The 22,197-nt window shown below is 41.9% G+C and carries 21 protein-coding genes and 1 pseudogene; all 22 read left to right on the top strand.

The features are described 5' to 3' along the window. Window positions 1–2 precede the first annotated feature (2 nt). The 22 genes and pseudogenes from fliH to PVK79_RS17710 all read left to right on the top strand — a co-directional run bounded on the left by fliH (window position 3) and on the right by PVK79_RS17710 (window position 22,197). A complete protein-coding gene (gene fliH / locus PVK79_RS17815; RefSeq protein ID WP_145239404.1) occupies window positions 3–821 on the top strand; it encodes a flagellar assembly protein FliH in 819 nt (272 codons plus the stop codon). A gap of 18 nt (window positions 822–839) precedes the next feature. Then, window positions 840–2,174, top strand: a complete 1,335-nt coding sequence (gene fliI / locus PVK79_RS17810) for a flagellar protein export ATPase FliI (RefSeq protein WP_257326276.1) — start codon at window positions 840–842, stop codon at window positions 2,172–2,174. Next, window positions 2,174–2,620: a flagellar export protein FliJ gene (gene fliJ, locus PVK79_RS17805; RefSeq protein WP_257326275.1), complete on the top strand. Its 447-nt coding sequence runs from the start codon at window positions 2,174–2,176 to the stop codon at window positions 2,618–2,620. The genes fliI and fliJ overlap by 1 nt, the downstream gene beginning before the upstream one ends. Before the next feature lie 128 nt (window positions 2,621–2,748). Beyond that, a complete protein-coding gene (locus PVK79_RS17800) occupies window positions 2,749–5,043 on the top strand; it encodes a flagellar hook-length control protein FliK (RefSeq protein WP_257326274.1) in 2,295 nt (764 codons plus the stop codon). A 102-nt stretch (window positions 5,044–5,145) separates the two neighbouring features. Further along, entirely contained in the window at window positions 5,146–5,676 is a 531-nt protein-coding gene (gene fliL / locus PVK79_RS17795; RefSeq protein WP_145239392.1) for a flagellar basal body-associated protein FliL, read from the top strand. Window positions 5,677–5,685: 9 nt separating this feature from the next. Then, a complete protein-coding gene (gene fliM, locus PVK79_RS17790; RefSeq protein WP_274803920.1) occupies window positions 5,686–6,777 on the top strand; it encodes a flagellar motor switch protein FliM in 1,092 nt (363 codons plus the stop codon). A 22-nt stretch (window positions 6,778–6,799) separates the two neighbouring features. Beyond that, window positions 6,800–7,198, top strand: coding sequence for a flagellar motor switch protein FliN (gene fliN, locus PVK79_RS17785; protein ID WP_145239385.1), 399 nt, complete (start codon window positions 6,800–6,802; stop codon window positions 7,196–7,198). Further along, complete coding sequence (gene fliO / locus PVK79_RS17780) at window positions 7,195–7,578, top strand: flagellar biosynthetic protein FliO (RefSeq protein ID WP_145239382.1); 384 nt, start codon at window positions 7,195–7,197, stop codon at window positions 7,576–7,578. The genes fliN and fliO overlap by 4 nt, the downstream gene beginning before the upstream one ends. A 4-nt stretch (window positions 7,579–7,582) precedes the next feature. Then, the gene (fliP, locus tag PVK79_RS17775) at window positions 7,583–8,323 is read left to right on the top strand and encodes a flagellar type III secretion system pore protein FliP (RefSeq protein ID WP_145239379.1); all 741 of its coding nucleotides are present in this window, start codon (window positions 7,583–7,585) and stop codon (window positions 8,321–8,323) included. A gap of 43 nt (window positions 8,324–8,366) precedes the next feature. Next, a complete protein-coding gene (gene fliQ, locus PVK79_RS17770; protein WP_145239376.1) occupies window positions 8,367–8,636 on the top strand; it encodes a flagellar biosynthesis protein FliQ in 270 nt (89 codons plus the stop codon). A 1-nt stretch (window position 8,637) separates the two neighbouring features. After that, a complete protein-coding gene (fliR, locus tag PVK79_RS17765) occupies window positions 8,638–9,417 on the top strand; it encodes a flagellar biosynthetic protein FliR (RefSeq protein ID WP_145239372.1) in 780 nt (259 codons plus the stop codon). A gap of 9 nt (window positions 9,418–9,426) precedes the next feature. After that, complete coding sequence (flhB, locus tag PVK79_RS17760; RefSeq protein WP_145239369.1) at window positions 9,427–10,557, top strand: flagellar biosynthesis protein FlhB; 1,131 nt, start codon at window positions 9,427–9,429, stop codon at window positions 10,555–10,557. 95 nt (window positions 10,558–10,652) lie between these two features. Continuing rightward, window positions 10,653–12,761, top strand: a complete 2,109-nt coding sequence (gene flhA, locus PVK79_RS17755) for a flagellar biosynthesis protein FlhA (RefSeq protein WP_145239366.1) — start codon at window positions 10,653–10,655, stop codon at window positions 12,759–12,761. 23 nt (window positions 12,762–12,784) lie between these two features. Further along, window positions 12,785–14,266, top strand: a complete 1,482-nt coding sequence (gene flhF, locus PVK79_RS17750; protein WP_182759892.1) for a flagellar biosynthesis GTPase FlhF — start codon at window positions 12,785–12,787, stop codon at window positions 14,264–14,266. Then, window positions 14,259–15,119, top strand: a complete 861-nt coding sequence (locus PVK79_RS17745) for a MinD/ParA family ATP-binding protein (protein ID WP_145239360.1) — start codon at window positions 14,259–14,261, stop codon at window positions 15,117–15,119. The genes flhF and PVK79_RS17745 overlap by 8 nt, the downstream gene beginning before the upstream one ends. Before the next feature lie 26 nt (window positions 15,120–15,145). Then, complete coding sequence (locus PVK79_RS17740) at window positions 15,146–15,856, top strand: RNA polymerase sigma factor FliA (protein ID WP_145239602.1); 711 nt, start codon at window positions 15,146–15,148, stop codon at window positions 15,854–15,856. A gap of 40 nt (window positions 15,857–15,896) precedes the next feature. Beyond that, window positions 15,897–16,280, top strand: a complete 384-nt coding sequence (gene cheY / locus PVK79_RS17735) for a chemotaxis response regulator CheY (protein ID WP_016708035.1) — start codon at window positions 15,897–15,899, stop codon at window positions 16,278–16,280. A 17-nt stretch (window positions 16,281–16,297) separates the two neighbouring features. After that, a complete protein-coding gene (locus tag PVK79_RS17730; RefSeq protein WP_145239357.1) occupies window positions 16,298–17,062 on the top strand; it encodes a protein phosphatase CheZ in 765 nt (254 codons plus the stop codon). A 14-nt stretch (window positions 17,063–17,076) separates the two neighbouring features. Beyond that, window positions 17,077–19,275 (top strand): chemotaxis protein CheA, encoded by a 2,199-nt coding sequence (locus tag PVK79_RS17725; protein ID WP_182778307.1) that lies wholly within the window; start codon window positions 17,077–17,079, stop codon window positions 19,273–19,275. 68 nt (window positions 19,276–19,343) lie between these two features. Next, window positions 19,344–20,475 (top strand): annotated as a pseudogene (locus tag PVK79_RS17720) (protein-glutamate methylesterase/protein-glutamine glutaminase). Beyond that, window positions 20,468–21,232, top strand: a complete 765-nt coding sequence (locus tag PVK79_RS17715; protein WP_145239348.1) for a flagellar motor protein — start codon at window positions 20,468–20,470, stop codon at window positions 21,230–21,232. The pseudogene PVK79_RS17720 and the gene PVK79_RS17715 overlap by 8 nt, the downstream one beginning before the upstream one ends. 5 nt (window positions 21,233–21,237) lie before the next feature. After that, window positions 21,238–22,197, top strand: a complete 960-nt coding sequence (locus PVK79_RS17710; RefSeq protein WP_145239345.1) for a flagellar motor protein MotB — start codon at window positions 21,238–21,240, stop codon at window positions 22,195–22,197.

Below are 22,197 nucleotides of genomic sequence, written 5' to 3'. Positions count from 1 at the left end.
CCATGAGCAAACCTACTCAATATCAAGGTCGTCCTTTACGAGCCAGTGAAGCAGTTGATGAATTATTAGAAAACTGGCCAATTCCAGATGTTACGCAAGACACTCGAAAATTCGATGGTCGTTCAACGGCGTTTGGTACACCGCTGGCCGATTTATATCGTAAAGAGCTTGAAGAAAGTGAACAAGCACTAGAGCCCGAAGAGCCTGAGCTGCCCTCGTTAACGATGGCTGAGCTGGAACGAATTCGTCAAGATGCCTACGAAGAAGGCTTAAAACAAGGCCACGAGCAGGGTTATATTGATGGTTTTGAAAAAGGCGTAGGTGAGGGAAAAGAAGCCGGTTATAAAGAAGGCATTGAGCTTGGTAAAACACAAGGTCAAGAAGAAGTAAAACCACTGATTGAAGAACAGCTAACGGGTCTAAAAGCATTGTTGGATAGTTTGTCAGCGCCATTAGCTAAAGTCGATGATGACGCCGAAAAGCAACTTGTACAGTTAACCGTAATGCTAACCGAAGCGTTAGTTTATCAAGAAATTAAAACCTCCCCAGAAATCATTTTGCAAAGTTTAAAGCAGTGTATCGATGCGTTAGCCAATGAGCAGCAAAGTGTGCGTATTCATTTACATCCTGAAGACATTGAACTGGTTAAAAATAGTTATGGTGAAGCTGCACTAGCTGAAAACCATTGGCAGTTAGTTGCAGAGCCGACTTTAGATCGCGGCGGTTGCCAAGTAAAAACACCTCAGTCATCTATTGATATGACTATAAAAACCCGCGTCAAAGAAACGTTGGATAGTTTTTTGCATAGTAGTGGTATCTAACGCTATTTTTGGTTTGCAATGAGTTCTCAACCACGCCCATTAAGTGAACGTTTACAACAGTATCAAAAACATATTCATAGTCCAACGCCTGCTGTTGCGGGAATTTTAACCCGTGTTGTAGGGTTAACATTAGAGGCGAAAGGATTACGCGCGCCAGTTGGCAGCCAATGTAAAATTGAAACCATGCATGGTTTTGTTGATGCTGAAATTGTTGGTTTTAATGATCAGACGCTTTACTTGATGCCAAATGACCATATTTCTGGTGTACTACCTGGAGCGCGAGTGATCCCACAAGTAAATGATACCGGACTGCCTGTTGGTATGTGTTTACTTGGTCGTGTTATTGATGGCTTAGGGCGTCCGTTGGATGGGCTTGGAGCTATTAAAGCAGAGCATTACTTAAAATTTGCACAAAATTCCATTAACCCATTATCTCGACGACCAATTACGCAGCCGATGGATGTTGGCGTACGCGCTATTAATTCAGTGATAACTGTTGGCCAAGGCCAGCGCATGGGGCTATTTGCAGGCTCAGGCGTGGGTAAGTCGGTATTACTGGGTATGATGACCCGAGGCTCAGAAGCTGATGTAATAGTTGTTGGTTTAGTGGGGGAGCGTGGCCGCGAAGTAAAAGAATTTATCGAAGAAATACTCGGTGTGGAAGGGCGTAAGCGTTCTGTCGTAGTTGCTGCTCCCGCCGATGCATCGCCATTAATGCGATTAAAAGGTTGTGAAAGTGCGGTAACTATCGCGGAGTACTTTCGCGATCAAGGCTTAAATGTTTTATTGCTACTGGATTCTGTAACGCGTTATGCCATGGCTCAGCGCGAAATAGCGCTTGCGGTTGGTGAACCACCGGCGACTAAAGGTTATCCGCCTTCAGTATTTGCAAAGCTACCCGCGCTGGTGGAACGTGCTGGTAATGGCGGCGAAGGGCAAGGCTCTATCACAGCGTTTTTTACTGTACTGAGTGAAGGGGATGATATGCAAGATCCGATTGCTGATGCGGCGCGAGCCATTTTAGACGGTCATATCGTGTTATCCAGAGAGCTCGCTGACAGTGGTCATTATCCTGCTATTGATATAGAAAAATCGATTTCACGGGTGATGCCACAAGTTGTCTCAGAAGCACACATGCAACAAGCGCGAGTGTTAAAACAAGTGTATTCAATGTTCCAGCAAAATAAAGATATGATTACTTTAGGTGCTTATCAAAAAGGCACCGACCAAATGCTTGATCAGGCCATTAATATGATGCCAAGAGTGAATGCATTTCTACAACAAGGCATGAAAGATGTGATTAGCTATGACGATGGCCTACAAGGGCTTGCGCAATTATTAGGACAAGCATAATGGCAACAAATAAGCTCAATCTATTGCTGAAAATAGAAAATGATAAAGAAGAAACTTTACGGATAAATTATTTACAAGCGCAGCAAAACTTGCAAGGCAATCAACAAAAATTGCAAGGCTTGAATAACTTTCGTTTGGAGTATACTCAGCAATTACATTTAAAAGGAAAGTCTGGTTTAAGTAGTGCAGGGTTTAGTCAATACCATGCTTTTATAGCCAAAATAGAAGAAGCTATTCGTCAACAAGCCAATACCGTCAGTACTGCTAAACAAGTTGTTTCACAACGACAAAGTTTGTGGCTGAAACAGCAGGTTAAAGCTAAAGCCGTTGCTAAATTAATAGAAAAACAGCAGCTTAAAGCGAATGTAATCGCACAAAAAAATGAACAAAAAATGCTTGATGAATTTTCTGCAAATCAATTTTATCAAAGACGTCGCGCTCTATAGTCATCGCCCAAAACAGCATTATTTATTTATTAAAATTAGCTTAGGCATATTATTTGCTTGTTTAACGTATGAAGTATTTATTCTGGCAAACTGCGGCGGCAAATTGCCACTTTTAATCTAGGTGAATTATGGCTATTAGTGATCTTTCAGTGTTTATCTCAACTGAGCAGGATGTTCAGTTAAATAAAAAAGACAGTGCCAAAGGCAGTGCGGCAACAGGTAAAGAAAGCACCGATAGTGATTTCTTTAGTGAGTTACAAAACGCTAATAATGCTGCAGAAACACCCATGAAAGTTAACTCATCTGGCGCTGTGTCAGCTGCAAGTGAAGCCGAAGTTGCTGCTGAAAAAGCGCAAAAAACGCCCACTGACAGCAGTGATGAGAAAACGATGTCAGGTGATGCAATGCTTGCTCAGATCACGGCAGCTAATAACATGGACACTCGGGTAAATAATACGCCAACTGTTGAAAATTCCTCATTACTTTCAACGTTGGGGAAATACAGCGAGGAAAAAATAGACCCTACGCTTGTTAAAGTCATTGGAGCCCGTCCAATTGATGATGTTACGCCTATTATTGATACAGAGATTCCTGCTACTGATGATCCGATTGCACAATTAGTCGATAAACAGCTAAAACCATCGTTACTTACAGAAAAAACGGTGCTGGCAGAGGCAATTGATAAACAACTTCAGCTAAAGGGGAACACTCCGCCTGATGATGCGGTTACTCCTATTATTGATGATATTCAAGTCGCAAAAGAGACATCGCAAAATAAAGCGATGGCAATGCAGCCAACAATCCAACAAGCGGTTGCTACTACAACTACGTTAAAAAGCGGGCAAGTTGACAATGACGCAGCTGAAATAATTGCTGCTGCAAATACAAGCCAAGGTAAACCACAAGACAGTGAAGTATTAGCTAAAGGTTCCGACGCTATGCTTGCTCAGCAAGGAAAACCTCAACAGAGCGCAGCACTAACTGCAGATGCAGCAGTTACTAACGTTACTGCTAACGCTAAACAAGCAATCAAAAATGCTACTGAAGTAGCAATGGACGCTAAAGCGGTTAAAGGTGTTGCTTCAAGCTCTCAAACTGATGTATCAGAAAAAGCAGCTGAACAGTCAAAGCATAATAATAGTGCTGTATTAGAGCAAATCAGCAAGGTATTACTTAACTCAACGACAACTGTGCAAAAAAATGAAAATCCACTGTTGGCGAGCTTAACACCGGAGCAGCAAAAACAGCTGCAAACTCAGGTTGATGTCATTCGTCAGCAAGATCCATCACCGGCTAACATAACAGACTTAAAAAAAATGCTGGCTGAATTTGTAGCGCTTAATAGTAAAGAAGTTGCAAAACCTACCACGGCAGTTGCGACAATGAACACCGCAGAGCTAACTCAACTAAGTAAAGATATTTCGCTGTTAAGCCCTATGCAAAAACAGGCATTAAGCCAGCAATTACAAAATTTTGTGAGCAATGAGCAGCCCAAAGGGGCTTTATTAACTCAGATCAATAAGGCGATTACTGAATTAGCCCAGCCAGAGAGTACTGAAAAAAGGACTGAGTCAAAAGCTCAATTGACGGTTCAGTCAATGGCACATAATTTAGTAAGCACTACAACTACCAATAGCAGCACCGCTAAATCAGATACAAATAAAGTATCTGCGCCACAAGATGCACTTATAAAGGCTGCAAGCAAAGAGCAAGAAGTGAAACTGGCAGTACAAGATAATGTTCTAAAAAGCGAGCAATTTGCTGAAAATATTAAAGCAGAGCAAAGCCCTGTGCGCGACAACACATTGGCACGTGTAAATCAATTGTTTGGCCAGCTCACCGGATTAACCACTGCAGTTACAACAGCCACGGCTGTAGAAGGGAGTGAGCAAAGTTATCAACAAGCTTTGGCTGATATGCAAGTAATGCATGCTCAGCAAGCGAGTCCTACATCACAGACAAGACAAATAAATATTGATCCAACTGCGCTACAAGCGTTGAATATCATGAAAAGTGATGCTGCCAAGTTACTGCAAGAACGAGTGAGTGCATTGTTAAGCATTAATAATAAAGAAGCTGAAATACGTCTTGATCCGCCAGAAATGGGCAGTATGCAAATTCGTATTCGTAGCGATGCAGAACAAGCTCACATTAACTTTGTGGTGCAAAATCAGCAAGCCAAAGATGCCCTTGAGCAATCAATGCCGAGATTACGGGAAATGTTAGCGCAGCAGGGAATTGAACTGGGTGAAAGCAGTATCCAGCAGGGAAATAGTCAAAGTGATACTGGTGGTGACGGACAACAAAATGGTCGTGGTCAACAGGCAAATCAGCAACAAAATGAAGAGGAAAGTGCATTAACTCAGCAACCAATTCGAGGCTCTGGGCAACAATCTTCATCATCAATAGATTACTATGCCTAACACCTGCTATTATATGAGGTATAAGACTATAAAAATAAATAACTTGATGGTGCGCGGTGACACTCGTAATATCGCTATTATTAAGGCATAAAGGAAAGCAGCATGGCTGAAGAAGCAAACTTAGAAATTGAAGACGGTAGTAAAAGTAAAAAAAAGCTGATTATAATTATTATTGCTGTGGTATTGGTAATTGGTGGTGCAGCTGGCTTTTTCTTGATGTCTGGCTCCGACGCTGCTCCTGAAACACTTGCGGATGAATCTGTTGCATCAGCAACTGAAACTGCAGATGTAAGTGGTAGTGGTGCAAAGGTTGGCAGTGCCTTATATGTTGCGATGCCTCGACCTTTTATTTTTAACGTACCTGGTGCCAGTCGTGATCGCATTGTGCAAATAAAAGTGCAATTACTAGTGCGCGGTGATGTGAATGAAGAAACGGCTAAAAAGCATATTCCACTTATTGAAGGCACATTGCTTGGTGTGTTTTCAACCACCACCGCAGATGAGCTTGGTACTAGCGAAGGCAAAGAAACCCTACGAGTAGCAGCGCTTGATAAAGTACAAGCCGCGTTAACTGATGTAGAGGGTAGTAAAGTAATTGAGCGGGTGTTGTTTACCGGCTTTGTAATGCAATAAGGGGTCAGCGTGAGTGATTTATTATCCCAAGATGAAATCGATGCCCTGTTGCATGGTGTCGATGAAGTCGAAGAGGAGGATCTACAGGACGGTGATGATGGTAGCGGTAATACGTTGCAATACGATTTTTCTTCACAAGATCGTATTGTTCGTGGTCGCATGCCGACTCTGGAGATTGTGAACGAACGATTTGCTCGACACATGCGCATTAGCTTATTTAATATGATGCGCCGTACTGCTGAAGTTTCTATCAATGGCGTACAAATGATAAAGTTTGGTGAGTATATCCACACTTTATTTGTTCCTACCAGTCTTAATATGGTGCGCTTTCGTCCTCTTAAAGGTACTGGGTTAATCACTATGGAAGCACGGTTAGTGTTCATCCTGGTTGATAACTTCTTTGGCGGCGATTGTCGCTATCATGCGAAAATAGAAGGTCGTGAATTTACACCTACTGAGCGCCGTATTGTACAAATGCTATTAAAAATAATCTTTGAAGATTACAAAGAAGCATGGGCGCCGGTAATGGATGTGTCTTTTGAATATCTTGATTCAGAAGTTAATCCGGCAATGGCTAATATCGTCAGTCCCACCGAGGTGGTGGTGATCAGTTCATTCCATATTGAGCTGGATGGCGGTGGCGGGGATTTCCATATCGCATTGCCGTATTCAATGCTTGAACCTATTCGTGAATTACTCGATGCTGGTGTGCAATCAGATACTGAAGATACCGATTTACGTTGGAGCAAAGCCTTACGTGATGAGATTATGGATGTTGAAGTTGGAATATCAACACAACTGCTTGAAGTTGATTTAACCTTAGCGCAAATTATGGAGCTTAAGGCTGGGGATATTATTCCTGTTGAGATGCCAGAGCACATAACGGTGTTTGTCGAAGAGCTGCCAACCTTTAGGGCTAAAATGGGTCGCTCTCGTGATAACGTCGCGCTGCAAATTAGTGAAAAAATTAAACGTCCTGAATCAGTCAAATCAGAGTTGCATGTCTTTACAAAAGGTGGCAAAAAGCTTGATTCAGATGCGGAATTAGCAGAACTAGAAGATGATCTACACCTTTCCGAAGGCGTAGATTTAGACTGGTAAGAGAATAAAAAGGTTTAATAGTATGAGTGATGACCAAGATACAATGGACGAATGGGCGGCTGCTTTAGCCGAAGCCGAAGGGACCGATAGTTCTGATGGTGCCAAAGTAACTGAACTTGACGAGTTAAGTGATGCTAGACATGAAATGAGTGGCGAAGAAAAACGCAAACTCGATACAATTTTAGATATCCCCGTGACTATTTCGATGGAAGTCGGGCGTTCAAAAATTAATATTCGTAACTTACTTCAGCTTAACCAAGGTTCAGTTGTTGAGCTTGATCGTGTTGCCGGTGAGCCATTGGATGTATTAGTTAATGGTACATTGATAGCGCATGGTGAAGTGGTCGTAGTTAATGATAAATTTGGTATCCGCCTGACTGACGTGATCAGCCAAGTTGAACGGATCAAGAAGCTGCGATGAGCAGTTGGCTTTTTTTATCGACTGCAGCAAGCTCAGCGCTGCCTGCAGCGACACCAATGGGCGACTTACTCTCAATGGTAATGTCTTTAATCATGGTGCTAGTACTGATTGTGGTACTGGCATTTTTGGTTAAAAAACTAAACCCCAATTTAGCAAATACCGACGAATTTAAAGTGGTGCGTAGTTTACCGTTAAGTGCGCGAGAGCGATTAATGGTCGTCGAAATTGATAATTGTCAGCACTTACTAGGCGTAACCCCGCACAGTATTAACTACCTGCATAAATTAGAGACTCCATTGACAGAAAAAGAGTTGCCAGCCCTTGCACAACGTTTTGGTAAACTCTTAAACCCACAAACTAACCACATTAAAAAGAATTAATAATATGACTAAGTGGCTGCTTATACTTTTTGCATTAGTTTTTATCCCCACAGTTAACGCCGAAGGCATTGAAGCGTTAAGTATTACGACTAATCCAGACGGTTCACAAGATTACTCTGTAACCTTGCAAGTACTGGCTATTATGACCGCGCTAAGCTTTATACCTGCAGCGGTGATCATGATGACCTCATTTACTCGCATAATCGTAGTACTGGCTATTTTACGCCAAGCAATTGGTTTGCAACAAACACCATCAAATCAAATATTGTTAGGTATGTCGCTATTTCTAAGTATTTTTATAATGACGCCGGTTTATCAAAAAGTGAATCAGCAAGCTATTGAGCCATATTTAAATGAGCAGGTGACCTCGATTCAAGCGCTTGAACTTGCCAAAGAGCCGATGAAGGAATTCATGCTCTCACAGGTGCGCATAAAAGATTTAGAAACCTTCGCTAAAATTGCTGGGTATGATAAGTTAGATTCTCCTGAAGCAACGCCATTAATTGTATTAATCCCCGCATTTATAACCAGCGAATTACAAACTGCATTTATTATTGGTTTTATGTTCTTTATTCCATTTTTGATAGTCGATTTAGTTGTGGCTTCAGTCTTGATGGCCATGGGTATGATGATGCTCTCGCCGATGATTGTGTCTATGCCGTTTAAAATTATGTTGTTTGTACTTGTTGATGGCTGGAGTTTAGTGATGGGGACTTTAGCTAAAAGTTTTGGCTTAGGCACTTGATATGGCAATACAATACTTTGCCTACAAAGGCTAGGGGGGCACCATGGAACCAGAAATCTTCGTCGATATTCTCAGTAATGCATTATTTTTAGTTATTAAATTAGTATCGGCAATTGTGGTACCAGGTTTATTAGTGGGTTTAGTTGTAGCTGTATTTCAGGCCGCAACGTCAATCAATGAACAAACATTAAGCTTTTTGCCGCGGCTATTAATTACTATCAGCGCCTTGATTGTTGGAGGGCATTGGTTAACGCAAGAGTTAATGGATTTTTTTAGTCGAATAGTGTTAATTATTCCTGAAATTGCAGGCTAGTATGGAATTCCCATTTTCGGTTATTATTCAGTGGCTGAGTGATTTTTTGTTACCACTAGTACGGATCAGCTCGATGATTATGATCATGGCGGGGCTGGGTGCTAAAAATGTGCCTACGCGGATCAAGATGGGTCTAGCGGTAATGATTACTTTTTTAGTTGTACCAGTACTTCCGCCTGCGACATTTAATAACTTATTCTCTTTTGAGATGATATTGGTAGTTATTCAACAAATGTTAATCGGTGTTGCGATAGGTTTTGCTTCTGTACTGATGTTGAATACTTTTGTGTTAGCAGGGCAAATATTAGCAATGCAAACTGGCCTTGGTTTCGCCTCTGTTGTTGATCCTTCTAATGGTATGAGTGTGCCTGCTGTTGGGCAGTTTTATTTGATTCTAGCCACGCTATTATTCTTTGTATTTAATGGCCATTTAATGATGATCCAAATGGTAGTGCATAGCTTTGAGGTGCTACCAATCGACGGTAATTGGTGGGCGGTTGATCATTATTGGGACATAGTGACGTGGGGCGGCTGGATGTTTACTACCGCCTTGGTGTTATCTTTGGCGCCTTTAACAGCTATGCTGGTGATTAATATGTCGTTTGGTGTGATGACCCGTGCAGCACCGCAGTTAAACATTTTTTCAATCGGTTTTCCGTTTACCTTGGTTGCAGGTTTAGTCATTATTTGGGCAACCTTAGGTAACTTTGTTACTCAATTTGAATTTCAATGGCTAAAAATGATTGAGTTAATGTGTACTTTAGTTGGTTGTTCCCCATAGGAGAGAGTGATGGCTGAAGATTCAGGTCAAGAAAAAACCGAAGAACCCACGGGGAAAAAAGTAGACGACGCGAAAAAGAAAGGCCAGGTTGCGCGCTCAAAAGAGCTTGGCACCATGTTTGTACTTATTTTTTCAGCGATTTCATTACTTATGTACGGACCTGAGATTGGCAAGGGACTGTATAATATAATGGGTCGCATGCTCAGTTTGAACCGCAATGAAACCTACGATACTACTAAAATGTTTTCTGTGTGGGGAGCGGTGGCTGATGCGCTAGTATTTCCGATGGCGATGTTCGTGTTTATTATTGTGCTGGCGGGTATCATAGGTAATACCTTGTTAGGTGGTTTTAACTTTAGTTGGGAGGCGGCAGCACCCAAAGCCAGTAAAATGTCACCAGCAAAAGGTATAAAGCGGATGTTAGGTCCACAAGCGGGCGTCGAGTTGGTGAAATCGATTTTAAAGTTTGTGGTCGTGGCGGGCTTTGCCATTTTTTTGATCAACACCTTCTTTGATGAAATTCTTCATCTGAGTATTGAAAGTGCGCCGGGCAATATCATTCATGCCTTAGAGATACTCGCATGGATGTTTTTAGGGCTGACCTGCACCTTAACCATTATTGCTGCGATTGATGCGCCATATCAAAGCCATAAACATCACAAAGAATTAAAAATGACTCTACAAGAAGTCAAAGATGAATATAAAAATTCTGAAGGTGATCCGCAAATTAAAGCGCGTATAAGACAAACGCAAAGACAAATGTCGCAGCGACGCATGATGCAGGATGTGCCAGATGCCGATGTCGTTGTTACCAACCCTACTCATTACTCTGTGGCATTAAAGTACGACACAGAGCGCGCTGGCGCGCCTATATTAGTTGCCAAAGGCGTTGATGAGATGGCGATGCAAATTAGAAAAATAGCCATAGGTAACGAGGTACCCATTGTAGAGTCCCCCATGCTTACTCGAGCACTGTATCATACTGCCGAAGTAGGAGAACAAATCCCTGACCAACTATTTACTGCAGTCGCACAAGTTTTAGCTTATGTATTTCAGCTTAAACGCTTTCAAAAAGGCCGTGGTAAACGCCCTACAAAATTGAATAAAACACTCCCAATTCCAGATGCCTATAAGTATTGATTTGAATAATCAGTATTCTTTTAAGCTCGTAATTAATAACTTGGAATAGTTATTGCAAATTCCGTTTAGTGTCAATTTTTTGAAATTGTAGAATTATGGAATTTAAAGCTGTATTACAACAACTTAATAAAGATAAAAAAGAGTATTTAAAAGGTGTTGGTACACCTTTGCTGGTGCTCGCTGCGCTGGGCATGGTGATTTTACCGTTACCGCCATTTTTACTCGACATTCTTTTCTCGTTTAATATAGCTTTAGCATTAGTGGTGTTGTTAGTGACAGTTTACACCATGAAGCCTGTTGAATTTGGGATGTTTCCCGCAGTACTATTGATTGCAACTATTATGCGTTTGGCACTAAATGTTGCCAGTACCCGGGTGGTGCTGCTTGAAGGCCATAACGGTGGCGATTCCGCAGGTAAAGTAATCGAAGCTTTTGGTTCAGTGGTAATTGGTGGCAACTACGCAGTTGGTTTAGTGGTGTTTTTGATTTTGATCATCATCAACTTTGTGGTAATCACCAAAGGCGCAGGCAGGATCTCTGAGGTATCGGCACGCTTTACCTTAGATGCGATGCCAGGCAAACAAATGGCCATTGATGCCGACTTGAATGCGGGTTTTATTAGTGCAGAGCAAGCACGAGACCGCCGTGAAGAAGTCACCCGTGAAGCGGACTTTTATGGCTCTATGGATGGTGCGAGTAAGTTTGTAAAAGGTGATGCGATTGCTGGTATAGTGATACTGATCATCAATATTGTTGGCGGCTTGTTTGTTGGTATGATCCAGCATGATTTAAGCTTTGGTAACGCAATGGAAGTGTATACCTTACTGACCATTGGTGATGGTCTAGTTGCACAATTACCATCATTACTGTTATCTATTGGCACTGCAATTGTTGTTACTCGTCAAAATGAATCGCTCAATATGGGCGATCAATTTAAGAAACAACTCGGTAACGAAAAATCATTATTTATTGCTTCGGGTATTTTAATCGTGATGGGTTTGGTCCCGGGTATGCCACATTTTGCCTTTTTAAGCCTTGGTGCTTTACTTGGTTATTTAGCGTATTACACCCAGCAAAGTAAGCTCAAAGAAGCGGCTGCTAAGGAAGCAGAAGCTGCCAATGGCGGTGCAACAGGCACTGGTGTTGCTAACAAGCAAGAGCAAAAAGAGCTAGGTTGGGATGATGTACAACAAGTTGATGTAATTGGCCTCGAAGTTGGCTATCGCTTAATTCCATTAGTTGATCAATCACAAGGTGGCGAATTATTAAACCGAATTAAAGGGGTACGTAAAAAGTTATCTCAAGAACTTGGTTTTTTAATTCCACCGGTGCATATTCGCGATAACTTAGAGTTAGACCCAAATGCATACAGAATTACCATGATGGGTGTTTCAAGTGGTGAGGGCGAGCTTAAGCACGGTGATGAGTTGGCTATTAATCCTGGCCAAGTATTTGGTCCAATAAAAGGGATTGCTACTAAAGATCCTGCCTTTGGTCTAGACGCTATTTGGATCAAACCAGATCAAAAAGATGAAGCACAATCACTCGGTTATACCGTGGTTGATGCAGCGACTGTGGTAGCAACGCATATTAGTCAGTTACTAACTAACAGCGCGGCCTTGTTACTCGGCCACGAGGAAGTGCAAAATCTATTAGATATGCTGGCAAAAAGTCATCCTCGTTTAGTTGAAGGGCTAGTGCCAGATATTTTACCACTAACAGCAATTGTTAAAGTATTACAAAATTTATTAAATGAAGGCGTTGCTATTCGCGATATGCGTTCAATTGTACAAACCCTTGTTGAGTATGGCCCTCGAAGCCAAGATCCTGATGTATTAACCGCAGCAGTGCGAATTTCACTGCGCAGATTAATTGTTCAAGACGCGGTTGGAATGTCATCAGAAATCCCTGTCATAACCTTGGCGCCTGAGTTGGAACAGATGTTGCATCAGTCACTACAAAATGCAGGCGACGAAGGTGCCGGAATAGAGCCAGGACTTGCAGAGCGACTTCAACAATCATTAAATGAAGCGCATCAAAACCAAGAAATGGCCGGTGAACCTTCGATATTGCTAACGTCAGGAATGTTACGCACTGTGTTATCTCGTTTTGTTAAGTACACCATTCCAGGATTGCGAGTGATGTCTTATCAAGAGGTACCAGACGAAAGACAGATCAAGATTGTCAGCTCAGTAGGCCAATAATCGGATTTTAAAGGGGTTGAACCATGAAAATAAAACGTTTTTTTGCTAAAGATATGCGCACCGCACTGAAAGAAGTTAAAGATGAACTCGGTGTAGATGCTGTAATCATGTCAAATAAAAAATTAGCCAATGGGGTAGAGATTGTTGCCGCCGTTGATTATGAAAAAGCAGCCCCGAAAGCACCGGCACAACCACATGTTGCTAAGGCGCAACCGCAAACGAATGCTAACTTTGTTAAACCTGCGCCACAACGTGCGCAGCATGAGCCGCAAGCTGCGGTAGCTGATAGCTTACAAGCATTATTAGAGCGCCAATCACCGCGTCCACGCTCACCTGAGCTTGCGTCTATGTTTAGCCAGTCAGGGATTGATACATCTACTCAGTATCAACCACAGCAACAACATCAAGCACAGCAAGCTCGCCATGAACCACAAGCGCATAGTGATTTTGCTCGTCGCGATACTGCGCCGCGTCCACAAACGCAAGCACATAGCTTAGGTTTTGATGATGATCTAGAAAGTGGTTTTGATGATTTAGATACTCCGATGCCAACAAAAAGTGCAGCCAAAACAGATGAAATCACCGCTATGCGTGATGAAATGGCTGCGATGCGTCAATTACTTGAGTATCAGGTATCGGGTTTGATGCAACAAGATTTAGCGCGTCGCGATCCTACTCGCGCATGCATGATCGATCGTTTAGTTGGAATGGGTATCGACAGTGAAGTTGCAGAGCAAATGGCCTGCTTTATTCCGGACGATGTGTCACGTCAGCAAGCCTGGCAAGCACTATTGCAAATGGTTGAAAACCAAATGCATACTACAAATAACGAAATCCTTCGCCAAGGCGGGGTATATGCACTTGTTGGTCCTACTGGGGTAGGTAAAACTACAACCGTGGCAAAACTTGCAGCCCTTGGCGCACAAAAATATGGTGCAGATAAAGTTGCGCTAATTACCACTGATACTTACCGTATTGGCGCTTATGAACAGTTAGCTACTTATGGCCGGATCATCGGTTGTGGTGTAAAACAAGTTAAAGATGCCAATGAATTAGCAGAAGTTTTATATCATTTACGAAATAAGCGTCTAGTATTAATAGATACCGCGGGAATGAGCCAACGTGATTTACGTTTAACTGAGCAGCTAAATACATTAATGCGTAATCAACGTGTCGATATTCGCAATTATTTAGTGCTCAGTGCGACCGCACAAATTAATGTTTTACAAGAAACCGTAAGACATTTTAAGAAGGTACAATTAAGTGGCTGTATTTTCACTAAATTAGACGAATCATTAAGTTTAGGTGAGATTATTAGTATAGCGATTCAAAATCGCCTTCCAATAGGGTATCTTACTAACGGTCAGCGCGTTCCAGAGGACATTCGGGTCGCCAATGCAGAGAAATTAGTAAAAAAAGCAGAACAATTGTATTTAAAAAGAACAAAAGCACAACATTCACGACGCCAAGCAGTAGCGTCAAGCACAGTAGGGATGTATGATTAACACAGTATTAGATCAAGCAAGTGGCCTGCGTAAAATGAGTCAAAACAATAATAACGGCGTTAAAGTTATCGCTGTAACAGGTGGTAAAGGTGGCGTAGGGAAAACTAACGTCTCACTTAACACTGCGATTGCGTTGGGTCAGCTCGGAAACCGAGTGTTAGTTCTGGATGCCGATTTGGGTTTAGCAAATTGTGATGTGATGTTAGGGCTTCGGGTTGAACGTAATCTATCTCATGTACTATCAGGTGAATGTGAGCTCGATGAAATTTTAGTTGAAGGGCCTGCAGGAATTAAAATAGTACCAGCGACGTCAGGCTCACAAAGTATGGTGGAACTTTCTCCATCAGAACATGCTGGATTAATTCGTGCTTTTAGTGAGTTGAATACCGAATTTGATATATTAATTGTTGATACTGCTGCTGGTATCTCTGACATGGTATTAAGTTTTTCGCGCGCAGCGCAAGATGTCATGGTAGTAGTATGTGATGAACCGACCTCAATAACCGACGCTTATGCATTAATCAAAGTGTTGAGTCGTGAGCATGGTGTGTATAAGTTTAAAATAGTTGCTAATATGGTGCGCAGTATGCGTGAAGGCCACGAACTATTTGCTAAGCTCTCAAAAGTAACGGATCGCTTTTTGGATGTCTCAATGGAATTGGTTGCAACAGTCCCTTATGATGAAAACATGCGTAAAGCAACTCGTCGTCAAAAAGTAATTGTTGATTTATTTCCAAATTCTCCAGCGGCAATTGCATTTAAAACATTAGCGACAAAAGCAGTTAAATGGCCTATACCTAATCAACCATCTGGCCATTTAGAATTTTTCATAGAAAAATTAGTAAACGGCTAACTATGACGGCATCGGTGAATAAAGCGATGGGATATCAATCGACACAAAATTTAAATGTGATTGTTGAGCGACATGCTTCTTTAGTTAAAAAAGTGGCTTGTCATTTGATCGCTCGTTTACCCGCGAGTGTGCAACTCGATGATTTGATTCAATCGGGGATGATAGGGTTAATTGAAGCATCAAAAAACTTTGATGCGACTAAAGGTGCAAGCTTTGAAACCTTTGCGGGCATTCGTATTCGTGGTGCGATGCTGGATGAAATGCGCCGAGGTGATTGGGCTCCTCGCTCAGTGCACCGTAATAGCCGCAGAGTTGCTGAAGCGATTAGTGAGCTAGAAAGCAGCCTGAATCGAGAACCTAAAGACAGTGAAGTTGCTGAAAAACTTGATATTACGCTAGATGAGTACCATCATATTCTTAGTGATGTAAATTCAAGTAAGGTTTTAGGTATAGAAGACTTGGGAATTGATGAAGATGTTATCACACCAGTGGGACATGATTTAGCACTAGACAAGCCCTTTAATAACGTTAAAAATGAACGTTTTAATCAATCATTATTAACAGCTATACAATCTTTACCTGAACGAGATGGGTTAGTATTGTCGCTTTATTATAATGATGAAATGAATTTAAAAGAGATTGGACATATACTCGATGTAAGCGAATCGCGTGTGAGTCAGATACATGGTCAGGCGATGATTAAGCTCAAAGCAAAAATCAATGACTGGATTAACTAGTAGTAAGTAAATATAGGTTCAGACCTCACCGGAGGATGTTTTGGATAAAAACATGAAAATTCTTGTTGTTGATGATTTTTCGACGATGAGACGTATTATCAAAAATCTGTTAAGAGATTTGGGTTTTACAAATGTACAAGAAGCTGATGATGGCTCAACAGCTTTACCGATGTTGCAGAATCAAGAATTTGATTTTGTAGTAACAGATTGGAACATGCCTGGCATGCAAGGAATTGACCTCTTGCGCGCTATCAGGGCCGATGACAGCCTGAAACACATCCCTGTTTTAATGGTAACAGCAGAAGCTAAAAAAGAACAAATTGTTGCTGCTGCACAAGCTGGTGTTAACGGCTATATCGTTAAACCATTTACAGCCGCAACACTGAAAACCAAATTGGAAAAAGTGTTTGAGCGTTTAGGTTAAATAAATAGGAGAGGCTTATGTCAGCACCAGCTGCGCCTCAGATCAGTTTAGAACAAGCCCGGCAGCTTGTGGTTTACCTTGAAAATGGTGAACAAGATAAAGCTGATCAGTTAATTATTGATGCGGCGTCAAAAGAGCAATCAGAATTATTTGCCGAAGTAGGCAAACTTACGCGTCAGCTTCATGATGCGTTGAAAAATTTTGAGCTTGATACACGTTTAGCTGATTTGACCAAAGACGCACTCCCCGATGCTAAGCAGCGTCTAAACTATGTTATGGAAATGACAGAGAACGCTGCTAATAAAACCATGGATGCTGTAGAAGCAAGTTTACCAATTGCCCAACAGCTTGCAGATGATATTTCAGACATTAAACCCACTTGGGATCGTTTAATGAATCGTGAAATTGAGCTAGGTGAGTTTAAAACATTATGCCACAGCTTAGATAAGTTCATGAATAGCTCGCAAACTAAAACGGATGAGTTGCAAGGACTCATGACCAATGTCTTGATGGCACAAGATTTTCAAGATTTAACAGGTCAAGTGATCCGTCGAGTGATAGAGCTTGTTAGAGAAGTAGAAGACAGCTTGATCCACTTGTTGACAGCATTTGGTAGCCAAGATGATAGCGAAACAAAAACAATAGCACCAGTCATTGAAAAACCGCCTGCTGAAAATACACTTGCAGGCCCTGAAGGGCCAATTATTGATAAAGAATCTCGTGATGATGTTGTCTCAGGACAAGATGATGTTGATGATTTATTATCAAGCTTGGGCTTCTAAGAGGAGAGAACTGCATGAGCTTTGAAGTCGATGAAGATATTTTACAAGATTTTCTAGTAGAGGCTGGAGAAATTCTTGAGCTTTTGTCAGAACAGCTGGTGGAGCTTGAAAATAACCCAGATGATACCGAATTACTCAATGCAATTTTCCGTGGTTTTCATACGGTAAAAGGCGGCGCAGGTTTTTTAAGCATGACTGAGCTAGTTGACGCTTGTCACGGTGCAGAAAACGTTTTCGATTTATTGCGTCAAGGTGTTCGTAAGGTTAATTCTGAGCTGATGGACGTGATCTTGCAAGCGCTCGATACTATCAACGAAATGTTTGCGACCATCCAAAGCCGAGAAAAACCAGAACCTGCAAATCCAGAGTTGCTGGCTGTTTTACATAAATTGGGATTGCCGCCAACTGCTGAAGAACTAACTGGCGCTGCTGAGCCTGCAGACGATACTCCTGTTGTTGATGCTGATGCTATTTTAGATGATTCTGATGATCCATTTGCATTTGACTTGTTATTTGATGGTCAAGTTGATAGCGATAAAAAAGATGTTCAAATCGATGATATATCAGAAGATGAATTTGAAAGTTTGCTAGATGAGCTGCATGGAAAAGGACAAAGTCCTGTAACTCCAGCAGTAACAGTTAGCAATGAGTCATCAAATAGTGATATTACTGATGACGAATTCGATAATTTATTAGATGAATTACATGGTGTTGGTAGCTTTGGTTTGGTCAGTAATAAAGATACTGCAAGCACCGAAAATACTGCGCCTAAACCGCCCCAAGCGTCATCAGAGCCAACTAAAAGTAATAGTCCAGACGAGATCAGCGATGATGAGTTTGAAGCATTATTAGATGAATTGCACGGCAAAGGGAGTGCACCACAAGCAGTTGCAGATACTGAGCCAACACCCGCTCAAAAACCAGTCCCTCCCCCAGCACCTGTTGCCGCAGCTAAACCTGCGCCTAAACCAGCAGTGTCTGAGCCTGCGAAAGCGGCTGAAAAGCCAGCTCCAGCGACAGCTGTTGCGAAAAAATCAGTTCCACCACAAGCTGATACCACTGTGCGCGTTGATACAAAACGCCTTGATCAAATAATGAATATGGTCGGTGAACTGGTATTGGTTCGCAATCGTTTAGTCAGTTTAGCAACCAATACTGAAAGTGAAGCGATGGGTAAAGCCATTTCAAACCTTGATGTAGTAACTGCGGACTTGCAAGGTGCGGTGATGAAAACGCGGATGCAACCGATCAAGAAAGTGTTCGGTCGTTTCCCTCGCGTAGTACGTGATTTAGCCCGCAGTTTGAAAAAAGACATCAATTTATTGCTCGTGGGTGAAGAAACTGATTTAGATAAAAACTTAGTTGAGGCACTGGCAGATCCTTTAGTCCACTTGGTGCGTAACTCTGTAGACCACGGTATTGAAATGCCTGATGTGCGTGAAGCGGCAGGTAAAGCAAGGACTGGGACTGTAACTTTATCAGCATCGCAAGAAGGTGATCATATTTTGCTTACCATTCGAGATGATGGTGCTGGTATGGATCCCGAAAAGCTGAAAAAAATAGCTATCAATAAAGGGGTGCTTGATCACGAGCAAGCTGCTCGATTATCTGATACAGAAGCCTATAACCTTATTTTTGCACCAGGCTTTTCCACCAAAGAACAGATCTCTGATATTTCGGGTCGTGGTGTGGGTATGGATGTGGTGAAAACCAAAATTACCCAACTAAATGGTTCTGTGAGTATTCAATCTGAGCTAGGTGTAGGTACAATCCTAGAAATTAAAGTTCCGTTAACGTTGGCTATTTTGCCGACATTGATGGTGGTTGTCGGTGAGCAAACATTTGCATTACCACTGGCTGGTGTTAATGAAATATTCCACCTAGATCTAACTAAAACGAATGTAGTTGATGGCCAATTAACCATTATTGTTCGTAAGAAAGCACGACCGTTGTTTTATTTAGAACATTGGTTAGTCAAAGGTGCTGACAGATCATTACGCAAAGCTCAAGGCCATGTTGTAATTGTACAAATAGGTACGCAACAAGTTGGTTTTGTAGTGGATTCATTGATTGGTCAAGAAGAAGTTGTTATTAAACCGCTTGATGCTTTACTACAAGGAACACCTGGTATGGCAGGTGCAACGATCACGTCTGACGGTGGTATAGCGCTAATCTTAGATGTTCCAAACCTGTTAAAACATTACGCAGGTTAGTCCAATTCTTATCTTATTGTGAGAGCTATATATGGCTCTCACAGATAAAATTTACATAGAGTATGCCAATGGCAGTTAAAGTTTTAGTTGTTGATGATTCAAGTTTCTTTCGCCGCAGGGTGAGCGAAATACTCGAGAAAGATAAGGATATTGAAGTAATTGGTTTTGCGGTAAATGGCAGAGAAGCGGTAGACAAGACAAATCAATTGCGTCCAGATGTAATCACTATGGATGTTGAAATGCCTGTGCTTGATGGTATTAGTGCTGTAAAAGAGATCATGGCAGCAAATCCAACCCCAATTCTGATGTTCTCTTCCTTGACCCGTGATGGCGCAACAGCAACCTTAGACGCACTTGATGCGGGTGCTTTAGATTTTTTACCGAAAAAATTTGAAGACATTGCTCGTAATAATGAAGATGCGATTAAGTTATTACAAAATAAAGTAAAAGAAATTGGACGCAAGCGTCTATCACGCTTCAGTAGGCCGACACCGACATCAATACCTTCCGTTTCTGCAGGTACAACAAGTCGACCTGCGATAACTCAACCTGATAGAAGTTTTAACCGCAGCACAGCGCCCGCTTCGAACATTGCAGCTAATACACGTGCTTCGGGTAAGAAATATCAAATAGTTGCAATAGGCACCTCCACAGGGGGGCCTGTCGCACTGCAAACTATTTTGACTAAGTTGCCGGCCAATTTCCCACATCCCATTTTGTTAATACAGCATATGCCAGCTGCGTTTACGCCAGCATTTGCCGCTCGTTTAAATGGCTTGTGCAAAATAAAAGTAAAAGAAGCACAACAAGGCGACCGATTAATGCCAGGCGTCGCTTATCTAGCGCCAGGTGGTCAACAGATGCTGGTTGAGGGACGAGGTGGAAATCGCACGTTACGTGTTTTTGAGGACGACAGTGCGCGGATCACTTAATAAGCCCAGTGTTGACGTTACTTTTGCTAGTACAGCCAAATCTTTTCAAGGTGATGTGTTAGCTGTGGTACTTACAGGCATGGGCGCTGATGGACGAGATGGTGCAAGAATGCTCAAACAAGCCGGCGCCACTATTTGGGCGCAAGATGAAAAAACCAGTGTGGTATATGGTATGCCACAGGCGGTTGCTAACGCTGGCCTATCGTCGGCAAGTATCGCACTTGAAGAGGTTGCTAATCGGTTAGTTCGAGAAATTGGTTGTGGATAAGTTGTCGTTTCTAGGCCTGTTCGTTGCACTTTTGGCGATTGGCTATGGTTACTCACTAGAGGGTGGGGTTGTAAGTGCTTTATTTAATGGCCCAGCACTAATTATTGTATTGGGTGGTACGTTAGGTGCTGTAATGCTACAAACACCGGCACATACGTTTAATAAAGTCTTAAGAATAAGTCATTGGGTGTTTTTTCCTCCAAGTCATGATATCGACAGAGCAATTGAGCAAGTTAAAAGTTGGTCACAAAAAGCTCGCCAAGAAGGGTATTTAGCGCTTGAAGAAGTAGCATTAACACATCCAGACCCGTACGTTGCCAAAGGCCTGAGTTTATTGATTGATGGTAACAGCGAGCAAAAACTTAGAGATGCGTTAGAAATTGATTTATTGTTAGAAAGGGAACGTTTACTTGAAGCCAGCCGGGTGTACGAGGCGTTGGGCGGTTACAGTCCTACTATCGGTATATTAGGTGCAGTGCTTGGTCTGATCCAAGCAATGTCATTTATCACTGAGCCTGAAAAGTTAGGTGCGGGGGTTGCGACGGCTTTTATCGCGACCATCTATGGGGTTGGTTTAGCAAATTTACTGTTTTTACCCATGGCTAATAAGCTAAAACAACAAGTAGAACAAAAGATGCTGTTTCATGAGTTATTAGCTGAAGGAATTATTGCAATGAGCCAAGGTGATAGCCCTGTCAATATTGAGCTGAAACTTGAAGCGTATCGTGTAGAGCGTCCAAGTCAGCTACAAGAATAATTATTATGATGCGCCGTCGACTTCGTCACTCATCGACCAAAAGTCAGCATACAGAACGTTGGCTAGTGTCGTACGCCGATTACATGACTATTATGTTTGCATTCTTTGTAGTGATGTATGCGATTGCGATTAATAAAGAAGAAAGCTTCCAAATTTTATCTGATTCGCTGGAGCAGGTTTTTGACAAGTCAGCTCGTCAGTATAGCCAAGAAGGCCAAGGTGTGACCGGTACTGGTTTATTAACCGACAGAGTAAGCCCAGAAAAAGAACTGTTGTTTGGTGAGAGTATTCAAAAGCAAGAAGTTGGCCCGCAGTTACTTGATGGCCAAAGCGACACCAGTAACATAAAACAAAAACACTTAGGTAAACCGCTAGATAGTTTATTAACTAAATTACAATCAGCTTTGATCGATGAAATACGCGATGGCGAAGCAAGTTTAGAGTTACACCAAGACTGGTTGATTATTGAGTTAAGCTCAGGAATGTTATTTTCCAGTGGCAGTGCTGTGGCGCATCAACGCGCGAAAGCAGTAATAAAATTAGTGAACGATATTATTGCTCCTGTAGATAACTACGTCAGGGTACGTGGTTATACAGATAATGAAACTATTCATAATGAAATGTTTCGTTCTAATTGGGAGCTATCTGTTGCAAGAGCGACTTCTATTTTAGTCGAACTTGATGCATTGGGTATCAACCCTGCGCGAATGGCCATCGAAGGTTACGGTCAGTATTCTCCTTTTTCTGATAATGATACAGAGCAAGGGCGTGCTGAAAATCGTAAAGTAGTCGTTGCATTATCAAAATATGGTTTACCACCCAAGCCCATTGTATCAATCGAGCAATCAGCAATAGAAACTGAAGCTGAGCAGCCAATTGAGTTGCCAAGTGATGATAACACTATTAAAGTGATCCAACTCCCACACGGTGGTATACGAATTACAACGCGCAACGAACAAAAATAA

Source organism: Pseudoalteromonas rhizosphaerae (genome assembly GCF_028885455.1).
Lineage (GTDB): Bacteria > Pseudomonadota > Gammaproteobacteria > Enterobacterales > Alteromonadaceae > Pseudoalteromonas > Pseudoalteromonas rhizosphaerae.
This window is presented reverse-complemented; position numbering and strand designations above follow the sequence as displayed.